The 18,241-nt window shown below is 38.2% G+C and carries 12 protein-coding genes; all 12 read left to right on the top strand.

Annotation, left to right across the window (positions count from 1 at the left end):
• Positions 1-270: 270 nt before the first annotated feature.
• The 12 genes from RMO03_RS09065 to RMO03_RS09010 all read left to right on the top strand — a co-directional run bounded on the left by RMO03_RS09065 (position 271) and on the right by RMO03_RS09010 (position 18,237).
• Entirely contained in the window at positions 271-2,568 is a 2,298-nt protein-coding gene (locus RMO03_RS09065) for an NADP-dependent malic enzyme (protein WP_309641783.1), read from the top strand.
• Between the two features lie 65 nt (positions 2,569-2,633).
• Positions 2,634-3,215, top strand: a complete 582-nt coding sequence (gene ruvA, locus RMO03_RS09060) for a Holliday junction branch migration protein RuvA (RefSeq protein WP_309641782.1) — start codon at positions 2,634-2,636, stop codon at positions 3,213-3,215.
• Positions 3,216-3,218: 3 nt separating this feature from the next.
• The gene (gene sprA / locus RMO03_RS09055) at positions 3,219-10,547 is read left to right on the top strand and encodes a cell surface protein SprA (protein WP_409024915.1); all 7,329 of its coding nucleotides are present in this window, start codon (positions 3,219-3,221) and stop codon (positions 10,545-10,547) included.
• 72 nt (positions 10,548-10,619) lie between these two features.
• A complete protein-coding gene (gcvH, locus tag RMO03_RS09050; RefSeq protein WP_309641781.1) occupies positions 10,620-11,000 on the top strand; it encodes a glycine cleavage system protein GcvH in 381 nt (126 codons plus the stop codon).
• Positions 10,990-11,367 (top strand): VanZ family protein, encoded by a 378-nt coding sequence (locus RMO03_RS09045; protein ID WP_309641780.1) that lies wholly within the window; start codon positions 10,990-10,992, stop codon positions 11,365-11,367. The genes gcvH and RMO03_RS09045 overlap by 11 nt, the downstream gene beginning before the upstream one ends.
• A 56-nt stretch (positions 11,368-11,423) precedes the next feature.
• On the top strand, positions 11,424-12,167 hold the full coding sequence (deoC, locus tag RMO03_RS09040; RefSeq protein ID WP_309641779.1) for a deoxyribose-phosphate aldolase: 744 nt from the start codon (positions 11,424-11,426) through the stop codon (positions 12,165-12,167).
• 16 nt (positions 12,168-12,183) lie between these two features.
• A complete protein-coding gene (locus RMO03_RS09035; protein WP_309641778.1) occupies positions 12,184-14,322 on the top strand; it encodes an energy transducer TonB in 2,139 nt (712 codons plus the stop codon).
• Positions 14,323-14,590: 268 nt separating this feature from the next.
• Positions 14,591-15,493, top strand: a complete 903-nt coding sequence (cyoE, locus tag RMO03_RS09030) for a heme o synthase (RefSeq protein ID WP_309641777.1) — start codon at positions 14,591-14,593, stop codon at positions 15,491-15,493.
• A complete protein-coding gene (locus RMO03_RS09025) occupies positions 15,493-16,083 on the top strand; it encodes a cytochrome c oxidase subunit 3 (RefSeq protein WP_309641776.1) in 591 nt (196 codons plus the stop codon). Before cyoE ends, RMO03_RS09025 begins: the two co-directional genes overlap by 1 nt.
• A gap of 42 nt (positions 16,084-16,125) precedes the next feature.
• Positions 16,126-17,154 (top strand): cytochrome c oxidase subunit 3, encoded by a 1,029-nt coding sequence (locus RMO03_RS09020; RefSeq protein WP_309641775.1) that lies wholly within the window; start codon positions 16,126-16,128, stop codon positions 17,152-17,154.
• Positions 17,155-17,170: 16 nt separating this feature from the next.
• Entirely contained in the window at positions 17,171-17,521 is a 351-nt protein-coding gene (locus RMO03_RS09015; protein ID WP_309641774.1) for a cytochrome C oxidase subunit IV family protein, read from the top strand.
• 77 nt (positions 17,522-17,598) lie between these two features.
• Positions 17,599-18,237, top strand: a complete 639-nt coding sequence (locus tag RMO03_RS09010) for a hypothetical protein (protein WP_309641773.1) — start codon at positions 17,599-17,601, stop codon at positions 18,235-18,237.
• Positions 18,238-18,241 lie beyond the last annotated feature (4 nt).

Here is an 18,241-nt window from a genome sequence, read left to right as displayed (position 1 = left end):
AAATTTCTTGTTTTGAAATCGGATGCCTAGCCCTGATGGCAGTGGTTATCCTTTTGTGGCGTTGTTCGCCGCAAAAGATAGGAACGAACAGCAGGTTCCCGGCTTCTAATCATCCAAAGCCGCAGGCGTGTCTTGAGCGCAGCGTGTCCAAAAGTCTAAAGCGAAGCGTGTCTAAAGCGAAGCGTGTCTTTTTTTAAAGATTCATCCCTAAAAGTTTCCTTATTACATTCAGACTTTTACCTTTGTAAGTCGGAATTAAATCCACCTGCAATGAACAAAAACAGTAAAAGAAGAGAAGCTTTATTATACCACGCTAAGCCCACGCCGGGAAAAATTCAAGTTGTACCTACAAAAAAATACGCCACCCAAAGAGATTTGTCTTTAGCTTATTCTCCGGGTGTTGCCGAGCCTTGTCTCGAGATTGCCAAGAATGTAGAGAATGTTTATAAATATACCGCTAAAGGAAATCTGGTTGCAGTTATTTCTAATGGAACTGCCGTTTTAGGTTTGGGCGATATTGGTCCAGAAGCTTCAAAACCAGTGATGGAAGGCAAAGCATTGTTGTTTAAAATTTTCGCAGGCATTGATGTGTTCGATATCGAAATCGGCACCAAAGATGTCGATGCCTTTATAGAAACTGTAAAAAATATAGCACCCACTTTTGGAGGTATTAACCTCGAAGATATCAAAGCTCCCGAATCTTTCGAGATCGAACGCCGTTTGGTTGAGGAACTCAATATTCCTGTGATGCATGATGATCAACATGGAACAGCCATTATTTCTTCGGCCGCTTTGTTGAATGCACTTGAATTGGCTAATAAAAAAGCCGAATCATTGAAAATGGTCGTTTCTGGTGCCGGTTCAGCCGCTTTGGCTTGTGCCGATTTGTATGTATTGCTGGGTGTGAAACCGGAGAATATCTACATGTTCAACAGCAAAGGTTTATTGACGAAAGACAATGCGTTGTTGTCTAAAATGCAAATGAAATACGCCCGTGAAGGCAAATCAATTTCACTCGAAGAAGCACTTGTTGGAGCTGATTTATTTCTCGGTTTGTCTTCAGGAAATTTGATGACACCCAAAATGTTGTTGGGCATGGCGAAAAATCCTATTGTTTTTGCGATGGCCAATCCGGATCCTGAAATTGCTTATGATCTAGCCATGGATACGCGAAAAGATATCATCATGGCCACGGGAAGATCGGATCATCCTAACCAAGTGAATAATGTATTGGGTTTTCCATACATATTTCGTGGTGCTTTAGATGTTCGTGCGACTAAAATTAATGAAGCGATGAAAATGGCAGCGGTTCGCGCTTTGGCTGCCTTGGCTAAAGAAAGTGTGCCGGAGCAAGTGAATATTGCTTATGGCGAAACCAAGTTGGTTTTCGGACGCGAATACATCATTCCAAAACCATTCGACCCAAGATTGATTACTACGGTAGCGCCGGCAGTTGCTAAAGCGGCTATGGATTCCGGTGTGGCATTAAATCCTATTCACGATTGGAATGAATATAATGAAGAACTTTTAGAGCGATTGGGTTCAGACAATAAAATGGTGCGATTGCTTACGAACCGAGCCAAAACCGATCCGAAGCGCGTTGTTTTTGCGGAAGCGGATCATCTTGATGTATTGAAAGCCGCTCAAATCGTACTCGAAGAAGGTATTGGTTTTCCGATTTTATTAGGCAACAAAGAACTCATATTGGAACTTAAAGAAGAACTCGGATTTGATGCTGAAGTTCCCATTTATGACCCGAAAACACCTGAAGAAGACAAGCGAAGATTGCATTATGCAGAAATCTATTGGAAAGCAAGACAACGCCGTGGTATTTCGTTACTCGATGCTCAAAAATGGATGCGCGAACGGAATTATTTTGCCGCAATGATGGTCAATGAAGGCGAAGCTGATGCTTTGGTTACGGGTTTTTCAAGAAGTTATCCATCAGTTGTAAAACCGATCATGCAATTGATTGGTAAAGCTCCTGGAATTTCGTTGATTGCCACCACCAATATGATGATGACCAACCGTGGACCGATGTTTTTATCAGACACGGCGATTAATCCTAATCCGTCTTCGGATGATTTGGCGAAGATTGCTTTGATGACAGCCAAAACCGTAAAGATGTTCGGCATGGAACCGGTGATTGGAATGGTTTCGTTCTCAAATTTCGGATCGTCTTCTGATGCGAGTGCTTCAAAAGTTCGAGAAGCGGTGGCGTATCTTCATAATTATTATCCGGATTTAATTGTTGATGGTGAAATTCAAGCTGATTTTGCATTGAATCCAGAAATGCTTAAAGCGAAATTCCCGTTTTCTAAACTCGCAGGAAAAAAAGTCAATACGTTGATATTCCCGAATTTAGAATCTGCGAATATTACTTATAAATTACTAAAAGAACTCTACAGTGTTGATTCTATTGGGCCAATTATGATGGGAATGGGCAAGCCGGTTCACATTTTTCAATTGGGTGCCAGTGTAGAAGAAATGGTTAATATGGCGGCAGTAGCCGTGGTTGATGCGCAAGAAAAAATAAAAAGAGTCAAGAATTTAGAAATAAAATTTTAACACTTACAAGCATATTCATCCCAATTAAAGTTTTTTGCTATATTTGGGACTACTTTACGACAATAATGATAGCACATATTCAAGGAAAATTAGTAGAAAAAACACCAACAGAAGTAGTCATCGACTGCGGTGGTGTAGGATATCATATCAATATTTCTTTGCATACGTATTCTTTGCTTCCGCAATCCGATCAAATCAAATTGTTTACTTATCTTCAAATCAAAGAAGATGCGCACACTTTATTTGGGTTTGTAGAAAAATCAGAACGAGAGATTTTCAAAATGTTGTTGTCGGTTTCAGGAATCGGAGCCAGTATTGCCAGAACGATGTTGTCATCGCTCGAGCCCAAGCAAATCATTCAAGCGATTGCAGTTGGTGATGTTGCAACCGTACAATCGATAAAAGGCATTGGCGCTAAAACGGCACAACGCGCTATACTCGACTTGAAGGATAAAGTGTTAAAACTATATGATTTGGACGAAGTTTCCATTTTGCAAAACAATACAAATAAAGATGAAGCGTTATCTGCATTGGAAGTGCTAGGGTTTAACAAAAAATTGGCAGAAAAAGTAGTCGATAAAATAGTGGCTCAAGATTCGAATGCAACGGTAGAATCAATTATTAAACAGGCTTTAAAAAATTTATAATACTTGAAAACACTATATATAAAAAAAATACAACAGGTTCTTAAAATCAGTGTTTTTGCTTTGGTTTTCTTAGTAAACTATAGTATTCAAGCGCAGGTTGTTGATGAAGAAGTAACCGACAGCATTAAACCGGGATATGCTTCAGGTACTTTGCAGTTGGAAAATCCGCCTAGTATTTTAGATGCTTATACTTATGATCCGGTTACTGACCGATATGTGTATACCAATAGTGTGGATGGTTTCAATATTAATTATCCCATCATTCTTACTCCAAAAGAATACGAAAAACTGATGTTGCGCGAATCGATGCGAGCGTATTTTAAGAAAAAATCGGACGCTATCGACGGTAAAAAAGAAGGTAGCGAAGCAGCCAAAAAAGATTTATTACCAAGATATTATGTCAATTCAGGTTTCTTTTCTTCAATATTTGGTAGCAACACCATCGATGTTAAACCGACAGGTTCCGTTGAAGTTGATTTAGGTGTACGCCACACCAAACAAGACAATCCGGCTTTTTCTCCACAAAATCGTTCGTCAACGAATTTCGATTTCGACCAAAGAATCAGCATGAGTTTGATGGGTAAAGTGGGAACACGACTTAAAGTAACCGCGAATTACGATACAGAATCTACGTTCTCTTTTCAGAATCAAATCAAGTTAGAATATACGCCCGACGAAGACGATATCATTCAAAAAATAGAAGTCGGAAATGTGAGTTTACCGCTAAGCAGTTCATTAATTCGAGGTGCCCAAAGTTTGTTTGGAGTAAAAGCACAGTTGCAATTTGGTAAAACAACCGTAACGGGAATATTTTCAGAACAAAAATCACAAACCAAAACTGTCACGGCTCAAGGTGGCGGAACGATCCAGGATTTCGATTTGTTCGGATTGGAATACGATAACGATAGGCACTTTTTCCTTTCGCAATATTTCAGAAACAAATACGATGATGCCTTAAAAAATTACCCTTTCATCAACAGCCGTGTTCAAATTACCCGTTTAGAAGTTTGGATTACCAACCGACAAAACAGGGTTAATACAACAAATAACAATCTTAGAAATATTATCGCGCTACAAGATTTAGGTGAAGCGGAAATAAGCGGTTTGCCTACAAGTGATATTGTTTCTTTAGGTACACTACCTACAGGATTCTTTCTAAAACCTATTGATACTCCGTCAGACAATAAAAACAATTTATATGATCCGGGGAGGATTGATGATGTTCAAGGCGGTTCAGGTTATTTAAATCCAAACATTAGAGAAATTGCTACGGCAGGTTCCGGATTTAATACTTTAACGCCTGGCCCGATTCAACAAGTAGAAGGATTGGATTATTCTAAACTTGAAAATGCCAGAAAATTAAATGCGAATGAATATACTTTCAACACCCAGTTAGGATATCTTTCATTGCAACAACGTTTGTCAAATGATGAGGTTTTGGCGGTGGCTTATCAATATACTGTTGGTGATCAGGTTTATCAAGTGGGTGAGTTTGGTAATGATGGTGTTGATGCCACACAACCAGGTTCGTTTGATCCGAATACTGGAGCTCCACAAACCATCACTACACAATCTTTAGTATTGAAAATGTTGAAGAGTAATTTGACCAATACCACAAAACCAATTTGGAATTTAATGATGAAGAATATCTACCAAATTCCGGGTGCTTTTCAATTAGAGCAACAGGATTTTAGGTTTAACATTCTTTATTCCGACCCATCACCGATTAATTATATTTCTCCTGTAGCTGGAACTACTTTTCCACTCGGACCGTTCCCTCAAACGCCGCCTTATCCAAGTAGGTGGGTTCAGGACACGCCATTGTTAAAAGTATTTAATGTCGATAAATTAAATTTCAATAATGACCCGCAAGGTGGTGGCGATGGATTCTTCGATTTTATTCCGGGATTGACCGTTGATCCGCAAAACGGCAGATTGATATTCACAACAGTGGAACCATTTGGTAGGTTGATATTTGATAAATTGAAAGATGCACCAGGTCAGGTTTATAAAGACGAAAATACTTATAATCTCAATCAGAAAAAATACGTGTTTCGAAGTATGTATACCGGAACACAATCGGCTGCACTTCAAGATGGCGATAAAAACAAATACCAACTTAGAGGAAAATTCAAATCTTCGGGTGGTGACGGAATTCCAATCGGTGCTTTCAATGTGCCAAAAGGTTCGGTGGTTGTAACAGCAGGTGGTCGCGTGTTATTAGAAGGTGTTGATTACAGCGTCAATTATCAAGCGGGGCGCGTACAGATTTTAGATCCGTCATTGCAAGCATCCAATACACCAATTCAGGTTTCGGTAGAAAACAATTCCACTTTCGGACAGCAAACCAGAAGGTTTATGGGAATTACTGTCGATCATAAAATTTCTGATAAATTTACTATTGGTGGGACATTTTTAAAAATGACTGAGAAACCATTAACTCAAAAATCGAGTTTTGGACAAGAATCGGTCAACAATACCATCTTTGGGTTGAATACTAACTTTTCCACTGAAGTGCCTTTTTTTACCAGAATGGTCAACAAATTACCATTTATGGATACGGATGTTCCATCGAATATTTCGTTTAGAGGTGAAGTCGCTTTTTTGAAACCGGATACGCCAAAAGCAGATCAATTTAATGGAGAATCAACCATTTATGTAGATGATTTTGAAGGTTCACAAACCAACATCGATTTGCGTTCTCCACAATCATGGGCTTTGGCTTCAACACCTTTGGTAGATACAGAAACAGTAACCACAGGAGATCATCCTGAAACGCCAAGTCCGTATAATTTTAGAGGCGATTTAACCACTTTAGATTACGGTTCTAGAAGAGCTAAATTAAGTTGGTATAGCATCGATCCTGTGATTTATACCAGACCCGGTGGTATCAGTGTCGATGATATTTCATTGAATAAAACAAGAAGAATTAATATTGAAGAATTGTATCCTTCAACAGATATTGCCGCAGGTCAAATACAAATCATCAATACTTTAGATTTAACGTATTATCCAAGCGAGAGAGGTCCATATAACAATAGTACAGATGTTGCCGTCGCACCACAAGATAACTTCGGTGGAATTACACGTGCTTTAAATTCAACCAACTTCGAGCAAGCCAATGTTGAGTTTATTCAGTTTTGGGTCATGGATCCTTATGTTGGTCACGGTGGTTTGACTAATGCCAGTACCAACACCGGAAAAATCTATTTCAATTTAGGTTCTATTTCCGAAGATATTTTAAAAGACGGACAGAAACAATACGAAAACGGATTGCCCGAAGCGGGCTCAAATTCATTAACCATCGACACCGTTTGGGGAAGAGTACCTGCAGCTCAGTCTTTAATTTATGCTTTCGACACCAGTCAGAGCAATCGAGATGTTCAAGATGTCGGACTAGACGGAATTGGTGATGCGGCTGAAGCGACCAAGTATACAAACTATGCCGGTGAAGCAGATCCTGCCGGTGATAATTATGTATATTATTTACAAGCAGGTGGCGATGTCATTCAACGATACAAAAATTATAACGGAACCCAAGGCAATTCGCCGGTGGATGTTTCCGATAACAATAGAGGAAATTCTACGCTTCCGGATATGGAAGATCTTAACCGCGACAACACCATGGATACGGTGCAAGCGTACTACGAATACAGTGTAGATGTTAGACCTAACATCAATGCCGCTGGCGATGCTCCTTACGTTACGGATGTCAGAAGAATTACCAACCAACCTACACCAGGATCTTCGCTAGGAGAAACCACAGAGGTAAAATGGATACAATATAAAATTCCGGTGTCAGAATGGGAAAGAAAAATAGGTGGTATTTCCGACTTTACTTCCATCCGATTTGTAAGAATGTTTATGACTGGTTTTGAAAGTGAAGTAACCCTTCGTTTCGGAGCTTTAGATTTAGTTCGTGGTGAATGGAGACGTTATAAAAAATCACTAGACCCAACGGATCCTGTGGTTAACAATACTGCCACTATTTTCGAAGTGCAATCGGTTAACATTTTAGAAAACGCTTCCAGATCACCAATACCATATGTTTCGCCTCCAGGTGTTGTCAGAGAACAATTGTATAACAACAATACCATTATCAATCAAAACGAACAGGCATTGTCATTGCGAGTTTCAGGATCAACAGGTCTTATAAGCACAGATGCCAGAGGTGTATTTAAAAATGTGAGTGTCGACATGCGTCAGTTTAAAAAACTAAGAATGTTTTTACATGCTGAAGCACTACCAAATGAAACACTTAACGACGACGAAATGATGGCCTTTATCCGTTTCGGAAATGACTTTACAGAGAATTTTTATGAAGTCGAAATTCCTTTAAAAGTAAGTGCTCCTAATGCCAGATCGGCGGAAGCTATTTGGCCCCCTGAAAACGATATTGATTTGCCATTAGAGTTGTTAACCCAATTGAAAATTTTATCCAGACAAGCGCCGGCGTTAGGCGAAGGTGAAATTTATTTTAATAACGAGATCAATGCCAAAACTACCAATAACATGAAGTTAGGCGTTAGAGGAAATCCGAATTTTGGATTGGTAAGAAATTTAATGGTAGGTATAAAAAATAATACCGCCACAAGTGCAGCACCAAGACCTCTTAAAGGAGAAGTTTGGTTTAATGAACTCCGATTGTCCGAAATGGACAACAGTGGTGGTATGGCAGCACTCGTGAATATTGATGCCAATTTTGCAGATTTTGCGACGATTTCCGCCACAGGAAAAATGAGTACGATTGGTTTCGGAACTTTAGAGCAAGGCCCGAACGAAAGAAGTCGAGAAGACACACAACAGTATAATATTGTAACCAATTTGAGCTTGGGGAAATTAATGCCTAAAAAATGGCATATCAACCTGCCATTCAATTATGCTATTGGTGAAGAAACGATTACACCGCAATACGATCCGTTTAATCAAGATATCAAACTTGATCAAATCTTAGATGTTACTGCCAGTGCTTCTGAAAGAGCCATCATTAAAGACCGTGCTATCGATTATACCAAACGCAAAAGCATCAATTTTATCGGTGTCAAAAAGGAAAGAGCACCCGAACAAAAGCAGCATATTTATGACCCGGAAAACCTAACGCTTTCGTACTCTTTCAATCAAGTCGAACGGCATAATTTTGAAATCGAAAAATTCCTCGATCAAACCGTCAATACCACTGTCGACTATACGTTTGCATTTCAACCCAAACCTGTTGAACCTTTAAAAAGCAACAAGTTTTTGAAGAAAAGTTCGTATTGGAAATTATTGAGTGATTTCAATTTTAATTATTTACCGTCGAATATTTCATTCAGTACCAATATCACCAGACAGTATAACAAACAGCAGTTCAGACAAATTGATGTAGTTGGATTGCCATTAGATCCGTTGTACAGAAGGAATTTCTTGTTTAATTATCAATACGGGTTTAATTACAATTTAACCAAAGCACTAAAAATCAATTATACGGCATCTTCGAGTAATATTGTTAGAAATTATCTAGATGAAAATAATGATCCGATAAACAGTGTTACTTTATATACCGACTATTGGAATACGGGAGATCCTAACACACACACCCAGCAATTTGTGGTGAATTACGATTTGCCACTCAACAAATTACCGTTCTTAAGTTTTGTAAAATCAACGTATTCTTACACCGGTGATTACAATTGGCAAAGAGCATCGCTTGCGTTGTCCGATATCGAAATTGATGGCGTTTATTATAATTTAGGAAATACGATTCAAAATGCGAGTTCCCATAAATTGAACACGGCATTCAATATGGATTCGTTTTATAAATACATCGGATTGACCAAGAAAACCGCCAAGTCTGCACCAAAACCAGTTGCGCCTCCAAAGCCAGGGCAGAAAGTAGTCAATACCAATGCGCCGGTTGCGACTTCCAAAAATAACTTATTCGTCGATGGATTGATTGGCGTGCTGACGAGTGTGAAGACCATTAATGTGAATTACACCGAAAACAAAGGAACCGTACTGCCAGGATTTACACCAGGTTTAGGGTTTTTCGGTTCGTCAAAACCAACATTAGGTTTTATTTTTGGTTCTCAAGCTGATGTTCGTCAAGAATCAGCCGGTAATGGTTGGTTGACCAAGTATCAGGATTTCAATCAGAACTTTACGCAAATCACCAGCAAAACTTTAAATCTTACTGCCAACGTAGATTTATTCCCGGATTTTAAAATCGATTTGAACGCCGACAGAACTTATGTGAGCAATTATTCCGAACAGTATGATGTTGATCCGATTACCGGTCAATACAATTCGAGATCGCCATACACTTTTGGAAACTACTCCATTTCAACGGTTTTGATTAAAACAGCTTTTAGTCAAAGTGATGAAGTTTTCTCTGCCGCTTTTGAAGATTTTAGAAACAATCGTTTAATTATTGCCAATCGTTTGGCTGAAAACTATTACGGAGGAACAGATTTTCCTAGATATGGTCAAGGATCATTTTATGCTATACCAACCAATCCAGATGACCCTAATTTCGCGATTTACTCCGCCAACAAAGGATTCCCGGTAGGCTTCGGAAAAAACAATCAAGCGGTTTTAATCCCGTCGTTTTTAGCAGCTTATACAGGTAGTGATGCCTCTAGTACGTCACTGAAAACATTCAAAGACATTCCAATTCCAAACTGGACTGTTAAGTACACCGGATTGATGCGCTATAAGTTCTTCAAAGATAATTTTAAAAGATTTTCGTTGCAGCACAGTTACAAAGCAACGTATACCATCAACGCATTCCGCTCTAATTTTGAGTATGATAAAAACAATATCGGTACGGATGCAGGAGGAAATTATTTTAATAAACTATTAATTTCCAACATCAATTTAGTCGAACAATTCAGCCCATTGATTCGTTTGGATTTTGAAATGAAAAACTCCGTTAAGATATTGGCCGAAATGAAAAAAGACCGTTCGATGTCATTGAGTTTTGACAACAATTTACTCACTGAAGTCAAAGGAATGGAATATATTGTAGGTTTGGGTTACCGAATCAAAGACGTAATCTTTTCTTCGAAATTGGCAGACAATCCGACTGGAATCATTAAAAGCGATATCAATTTAAAATTAGATTTCTCTTATAGAAACAGTAAAACCATTGTCCGTTATTTAGATTACGACAACAACCAATTGTCAGGCGGTCAAAACATTTGGTCTGTAAAACTCGGAGCCGATTATGCGTTCAGTAAAAACCTAACCGTGCTGTTCTTCTACGATCATTCGTTCTCGAAAGCTGTAATATCAACCTCATTCCCAACAACCAATATACGCGCAGGATTTACCATGCGATATAATTTCGGGAATTAATAAAAATTATTTTTAATATCATCATCGTAAGCTTTACCTTTGATGTCAATACTAAATTTATAGTCAAATAAAATGAACATACCAGCGAACTTAAAGTACACAAAAGACCACGAATGGATTTCTATCGATGGCGAAATTGCAACGATTGGAATCACCGATTTCGCCCAAAAAGAATTAGGCGATATTGTATATGTTGAAGTAGAAACCCTCGATCAAACGCTTGACAAAGATGAAGTTTTCGGAACCGTTGAAGCAGTGAAAACAGTATCGGATTTGTTTCTTCCTGTAGCTGGTGAAATCATCGAATTTAATGATGCTTTAGAGAGCAATCCCGAAATCGTAAATTCAGATCCATACGGTGCTGGTTGGATGGTTAAAGTGAAAGTGGCTAATGTTGCAGACATCGATGAATTACTTTCAAGTGAAGACTATAAAACCCTTATTGGAGCATAAAAAAGCACTCTTGTGTTTGGCAAGTTTGTGGACCATTCTCATTGCGGTGTTATGTCTTGTAAGTTTCAATAGCTTACCTAAAATAGGAATTAGTGGTGCTGATAAATATGTGCATGTTACTTTGCATTTCGTCTTCACCATGCTCTGGGCTTTCTATTTAAAAGCAAAAAATCCGAATAGTAGTAATTCGTTGCTCAAAGTTGTTTTGGCTGCTGTTGTTTATGGCATCGCTATCGAAATTGCTCAAGAGCTTTTCACCACAACTCGCAAGGCGGATATTCTGGATGTATTGGCCAATACATTCGGTTCAGTTTTAGCCATTATAGTGATTCTTATAGGAACTAAATTTTCATCGAAGAAGATTTAAAATTAATTCAATAAAAAAATGATCCCGCATCAGTGGGATTTTTTTATTTTTATACCATGAATATAAAACATTACCTCGATTCGACTTATTTGAAAACCGCTGTGCAAGCCGGAATTTCCGAAAGCGACAATGTAGCTGTTGCCAAAAAGTTTATTCAAGAAGCCATCGACGAGAAATTCAAACTCATTATGATTCGCCCGGAAATGGTATCGATGGCGAAGGAAATGATTGTCAAAAGCAATTCGAAAGTCGATATTGGAACCGTAATCGACTTTCCCGAAGGCAAATCGACTTGGGTAAAAAAAATGAAGGAATCCCAAAAAGCCATTGATAATGGCGCCGATGATTTGGACTTTGTATGCAATTACAACGCTTTCAAAAAAGGCAATATCGATGTTGTTAAAGAAGAAATTTTGAACTGCACGAAATTGGGTTTAGACCACCACAAAGTAGTCAAATGGATTATTGAAGTCGCGGCTTTAAACCACCAACAAATTATTCAGCTTTCAGCTTTAATCAAAAATTTGGTCATGTCGAATTTTAAAGAAGAATGTTATTCCAATATTTTTGTAAAATCATCTACAGGTTTTTTTGCGACTAAAAACAATTTGCCCAACGGCGCCACGATTGAAACGATTATCATGATGCTCGAAAATGCTTCGCCGCTTCCGGTCAAAGCAGCCGGCGGTGTTCGAACTTATGAAGAAGCCGTTGCCATGATTCAACTTGGTGTCAAAAGAATCGGAACTTCAGGTGCTAAAGCCATTGCTGACGGACAAGTTTCGGATGCCGCGTATTAAATTTAATTTATCATTCATGAAAAAAATATTCCCTTTATTGTTTTTACTATTCGGTTTTTGGACGATTACGGCTCAAAGTGTAACGTCCAATATGGAGCAGTTTCCTATTTTTCCAGAATGTAAAAATTTAAAGTACCAAGAATTGGAAAGTTGTTTTAATAATCAAGTTCAGGATTTTGTTTACAATCACTTTCAAATCCCCGAAGATTTAAAAACATCCAATTACAAAGGCAGTATCATTGTGCTTTTTGAAGTCAATGCGCAAGGTGTTTTTAAAACATTGTATGTCGATACGAATGAAGAACGTTTGGCGCAAGAAGCTAAAAATGTTTTCACACAATTGCCTAAAATTGAACCGGCGACTTACAACGGCAATCCAACCTATGCTAAGTATACCATAAAAATTGCGATACCGTTAAAAAGCTCGGCTGATACTGCCAAAGAAAATGAGGAAATCCGAATTGCGGAATCGAAAAACTACACACTCAATAAAGATAAAGAACTCACGGAATATGATAATGTGGCGTATCATAAATTCAACAATCCGAAATTTGAAAGCAGCTTGAGCATTCCATTTTCACACAGTTATTATGCCCATTTTGATGCGGAGATGAATCAAGTCGGAACCAATAATCACACAGCGATTAAACCCTATACTTATGCTGATGTTGCGAAATATTTTAATTTTCGTGAAGAAAATCAGCAATTGCAGATTGATAAAAAGAATTGGTGGGGCAGAAAGTTGTTTAATGAAAATTTGGTTGAAATCCAAGGCGACGGTTACTGGTTTGCGCTCAATCCGATTTTTGATTTGCAAATGGGGAAAAGCAGCCCGAGTCAGACTGACATGAAATACACTTACCTCAATACACGCGGTATTCAATTTCAAGGCGGATTAGGAAGGCAAGTGACTTTTACGACAACAATTTTTGAAAGTCAAGGTCGATTTGCAGATTATTACAATCGCTATGCAGCATCAATAAAACCATACGGGCCAGATTCTACTTTGGGTGATCCGGCGGTGATTCCCGGAATTGGGATTGCCAAACAATTCAAAAAAGATGCTTATGATATGTCGATGGCGGAAGCTTATATCACGTATTCACCAAGTAAAATATTTACGTTTCAAGCGGGTTATGGAAGGAATTTTATTGGCGATGGTTACCGTTCTTTGATCACGACCGATGGTGTTAGTCCGTATCCTTTTTTTAAAATCAACACGAGTTTTTGGAAGATAAAGTACACGAATACGTATATGTTTTTGAAAGACATCCGAACCGATGCTATTGACGAAAAAACATACGCCACGAAATATATGGCGAATCATTATTTGAGCTGGAACGCTACCAAACGACTCAACATTGGTTTGTTTGAATCGGTGATTTGGGCCAATACGAATGGGCGCGGATTCGATATGAGTTTCTTCAATCCGATTGTTTTTTATCGTTCTGTAGAGTTTGCTTCTTCGGCAAGAACCGGAAATGCGCTTTTAGGATTGACATACAAATACAAATGGAACAACCAAATCAATTTGTATGGGCAGTTTTTACTCGATGAATTTTCTTTGGAAGAAGTAAAAAAAGCCAACAAAAGCTGGAAAAACAAATATGGTTATCAGTTGGGTGTGAAGTATTTTAATGCCTTTAATGTGGAGCATTTGCTGCTTCAATTGGAATACAATCATGTGCGACCTTATGTGTATTCGCACAGCGATCCGTTGACGAATTACGGTCATGCGAATCAGAATGTGGGCCACCAATGGGGCGGCAATTTCAGGGAAATGATATTGATTGCGCGTTATCATAAAGGGCGTTATTTTGCGGATGCTAAATTGACGTATGGCGTGCGTGGTTTGGATTTTAATACCGCAGAAGATCCATATAATTATGGAGGGAATATTTATTTGAATTATAACGATAACAAACCATACGAAACGAATGTCACAGTGGGACAAGGAAATAAAACCACGATTATGATTGCTGATATGCAAGCCGGTTATTTGGTCAATCCGCAAACGAATATGAAGCTTTTCGGAAGTTTGATTTATAGAAATTTCAATCCGACGAAAGAAACACTTACTACATTTAAAGAAAAAACGACTTGGTTTTCTGTTGGATTGCGTTGCGATATTTTCAATTGGTATTTTGATTATTAGACTTTAAGGCTTTAAGACTTTAAGGCTTTAAGACTTTAAGACTGTAAGATTTTAAGACTGTAAGATCTTACAATCTGTTCCACTAGCCCTGATGGAAGCGAGCATCCTTTTGTGCCGGCGTTCGGCGCAAAAGATAAAGCGTACAGCAGGAAATAGCTCCTAAAAAAAATCAGATTAAAACTGTGGTTTTTTATGAATTGTTTTTTTGTCAAATCCCTTTTGATAAAGTACATTTGCAACAGTTTTGAAAAACACAAATCGACACGCATTGAACGCAACTGCAAATTCGTTTTCCATAAAGGCTATTACGACAGATTTTTTAGAAATCACCAAAGCGCGATTGGCGGTGAGTGTGGTTTTTTCTTCGTTAGCGGGTTTTATGTTGGGCGTGGTTGATTTTCATGTTTCGGGTTGGTTGATTTTACTCAAACTGGCTGTTGGTGGTTATTGTATGGTGGGTGCCTCGAATGCTTTCAATCAGGTGATTGAAAAAGACTTGGATGCGTTGATGGACCGAACCAAAAACCGACCGATTCCTGCGGGACGAATGACTTCTAGTACCGCTTTGATGATTGCTGGTCTGTTGACTTTGACGGGAATTGCGATTTTGTATACGATCAATCCGAAGACGGCGATGTTTGGCGCGATTTCCATTTTTTTATATACGAGTATTTACACGCCGCTTAAAACGATGACACCTTTGTCTGTTTTTGTGGGTGCGTTTCCGGGTGCGATTCCATTTATGTTAGGCTGGGTTGCGGCTACGGGCAATTTTGGCATTGAAGCGGGCACGTTATTTCTGATTCAATTTTTTTGGCAGTTCCCGCATTTTTGGGCGATCGGTTGGTTTTTGTATGACGATTATGCGAAAGCAGGATTTTTTATGTTGCCTTCAGGGAAGAAAGACAAATCGACTGCATTGCAAATTATATTGTATACGATTTGGTTGATCATAGCATCATTGCTTCCGGTTTTGGGTTATACGGGCGAATTTTTTATTAGCCCGATAAGTGCTGTTGTGATTTTTGTTTTGGGATTGTGGATGTTGTATTACGCGATTCGATTGTATAAAACACGAACAGCGAAAGCGGCTAGAACCCTGATGTTGGTAAGTGTTTCTTATATTACCTTGTTACAAATTGTATATATCATTGATAAATTTTTACGATAATGACACCAGATAAATTGACAGTGGCCGAAGAAAAAGCCAGAAATGAAAGATCGTACAAACTGCTTTTATTGTTTGCAATGGTCAGCATGACGATGATGTTCGCGGGATTGACGAGTGCTTTTGTAGTGAGTAAATCGAGAGCGGATTGGTTGAAGAATTTTCACTTGCCGATGGCGTTTTATTATAGTACGGCGGTTATTATTGGATGTAGCGTTATGTTTCATTTGGCAAAAAAAGCGATACAAAAAGACAATAGAAAAGCCACTACTTCATTTCTTTTAGGTACTTTAGCGCTGGGAATTTTGTTCGTGATTTTACAATTTATGGGCTTCGGGCAGATTGTTGAACAGGGCTATTATTTCACAGGAAGCGCTAGTAATATTACCACGACATTTTTATATGTTGTGACCGTAACACACTTGGCGCATCTTGCTGGCGGATTGATTTCGCTTTTAATTATAATTTATAATCATTTTAAACAAAAATACAATTCCACTCAAACCCTTGGAATAGAGCTAGGTGCGATGTACTGGCATTTTCTTGATTTATTGTGGGTTTATTTGTTTTTGTTTTTATATTTCTTTAAATAAGAAAAAAATGTAAATTTGGGAACTTTTTAACGAATAACTTTTATGGGAGCGACAGTTACTACTGCAAACAACGAAGAAAAAACTTGGGGTGGCGGCAATGAGCCATTCGGAGCGAGCTACGGCAAATTGATGATGTGGTTTTTTATCGTATCGGATGCCTTGACCTTCTCAGGATTTTTGGCAGCTTATGGTTTTTCTAGATTTAAATTTATTGAAACTTGGCCATTAGCCGATGAAGTATTTACCCACTTCCCATTTATGCATGGTGTTTCTGCGCCGATGTATTATGTAGCGTTAATGACTTTTATTTTGATTTTCTCTTCTGTGACCATGGTTTTGGCGGTTGATGCCGGTCATCATATGAATAGAAGTAAAGTTGCTTTTTATATGTTCCTAACCATTATCGGTGGTTTGATATTCGTTGGCTCACAAGCTTGGGAATGGAAAAACTTCATTCACGGAGAATATGGTGCCATCGAAACCAAAGGCGGAAGCTTATTGCAATTCGTCGACAATACAGGGAAAAGAGTAAAACTAGAAGATTTTGCAGCGACACTTCCTGAAGAAAGAGAACAACTCGAAAGAAATAAAGGGCGTTGGTTTATGGACGAACCAAGTTTGCCTACCTATTCTGTAGCTGAAGTGCAAGCTGGTTTTAAAATGCATCCCGAAATTTTAGTAAGAACAGAAGTCATTTACAAAGATGACGCTGCAGCTAAAGCCGATCCTAAAATCGATCATGCTTTAACCAAACACAAACATAAAACAATATTAACCAGAGCGGAATCTGAAATCAGATTGGAGAATGCTCACATGGTGGTTGAAGGCGCAAACCTTAAGAGAAACGAATACGGAAGCAAATTGTTTGCTGATTTCTTTTTCTTCATTACAGGTTTCCACGGTTTCCACGTATTTTCTGGGGTGATTATCAATGTCATTATTTTCTTCAATGTACTTTTGGGTACTTACGATAAAAGAAAAACTTACGAAATGGTAGAAAAAGTCGGATTGTATTGGCACTTTGTCGATTTGGTTTGGGTATTCGTATTTACCGTATTCTATCTTGTTTAATTTTTAAGTTATTATTATGTCACACGAGCACGTATCTAATACAAAAAGAATTTGGTTTGTTTTCGGATTGTTATCAGTAGTTACAACCGTTGAGGTTTTCCTTGGAATTTCAAAACCCGACGCATTACACATGACGCATTTCTTAGGAATGAACTTGCTGAATTGGATTTTCTACATCTTAACCATTTTCAAAGCCTACTACATTGTTTGGGCGTTTATGCACATGGAAGGTGAAAAATCAATACTAAGATGGGCTGTAGTAACACCAGTAGTTTTCTTAGTAGCCTACTTACTTTTTATTTTATTGATTGAAGCCGATTACATCTTCGAAATATTTAAAAGTTCTACGATTAAATGGAATTTTTAACATCATATTAATTCATAAAAAAGGTACGCATTGCGTACCTTTTTTTATTTTTGTATTCGGTTAATTCACCTTGCACAATGAAAAAAAATATTGTCCTTTTTATTCTCTTTATATTTCCCATCGTTGCCTATCTTTTCTTTGCTACCGGAGTCAATAGTTTTATGTTTCTTCCAACGGTTACGCCAAACATTCCCGATATTGGGCATTGGCAATCACTCGACGGGCAACCGGTTACATTGAATAAAAAAATCACCATTCTCGGATTCACTGGTACAGATATTCTAAAAAACAAAGGCAATTACTTCAACCTCAATCAGAAGATTTACAATAAGAATCGAGAGTTCAAAGATTTTCAGTTTGTGATGGTTGCTCCTGAAGGAACGCAAAGCCAAGTCAAAGAAATTCTGAATGGATTGGATGATATTACTGATGTGTCTAAATGGTTGTTTGTGTTTGCGCCAACGAATGAAATCCAATCATTCTACAATACATTAAAACTCAAAGGCAAACTCGATGCAGATTTTGGAACTTCCAATGTATTCATTATCGATAAAAAAAGAAACCTGCGCGGTCGCAAAGACAAAGACCAATACAAAGAAGGCTATAACGCTGCTTCACCATCAGATTTATACAACGAAATGACCGACGATGTTAAAGTGATTCTGGCAGAATATCGTTTGGCACTCAAAAGAAACAATGCGGATCGACAAATATAAATGC

The organism is Flavobacterium sp., from assembly GCF_031411595.1.
GTDB lineage: Bacteria > Bacteroidota > Bacteroidia > Flavobacteriales > Flavobacteriaceae > Flavobacterium.
This window is presented reverse-complemented; position numbering and strand designations above follow the sequence as displayed.

Coding starts and splice junctions, on each gene's coding strand:
- RMO03_RS09025 (WP_309641776.1), top strand. CDS start 15,493: ATGACACCAGATAAATTGACAGTGGCCGAAGAAAAAGCCAGAAATGAA.
- RMO03_RS09065 (WP_309641783.1), top strand. CDS start 271: ATGAACAAAAACAGTAAAAGAAGAGAAGCTTTATTATACCACGCTAAG.
- RMO03_RS09015 (WP_309641774.1), top strand. CDS start 17,171: ATGTCACACGAGCACGTATCTAATACAAAAAGAATTTGGTTTGTTTTC.
- ruvA (WP_309641782.1), top strand. CDS start 2,634: ATGATAGCACATATTCAAGGAAAATTAGTAGAAAAAACACCAACAGAA.
- gcvH (WP_309641781.1), top strand. CDS start 10,620: ATGAACATACCAGCGAACTTAAAGTACACAAAAGACCACGAATGGATT.
- deoC (WP_309641779.1), top strand. CDS start 11,424: ATGAATATAAAACATTACCTCGATTCGACTTATTTGAAAACCGCTGTG.
- RMO03_RS09010 (WP_309641773.1), top strand. CDS start 17,599: ATGAAAAAAAATATTGTCCTTTTTATTCTCTTTATATTTCCCATCGTT.
- RMO03_RS09020 (WP_309641775.1), top strand. CDS start 16,126: ATGGGAGCGACAGTTACTACTGCAAACAACGAAGAAAAAACTTGGGGT.
- RMO03_RS09035 (WP_309641778.1), top strand. CDS start 12,184: ATGAAAAAAATATTCCCTTTATTGTTTTTACTATTCGGTTTTTGGACG.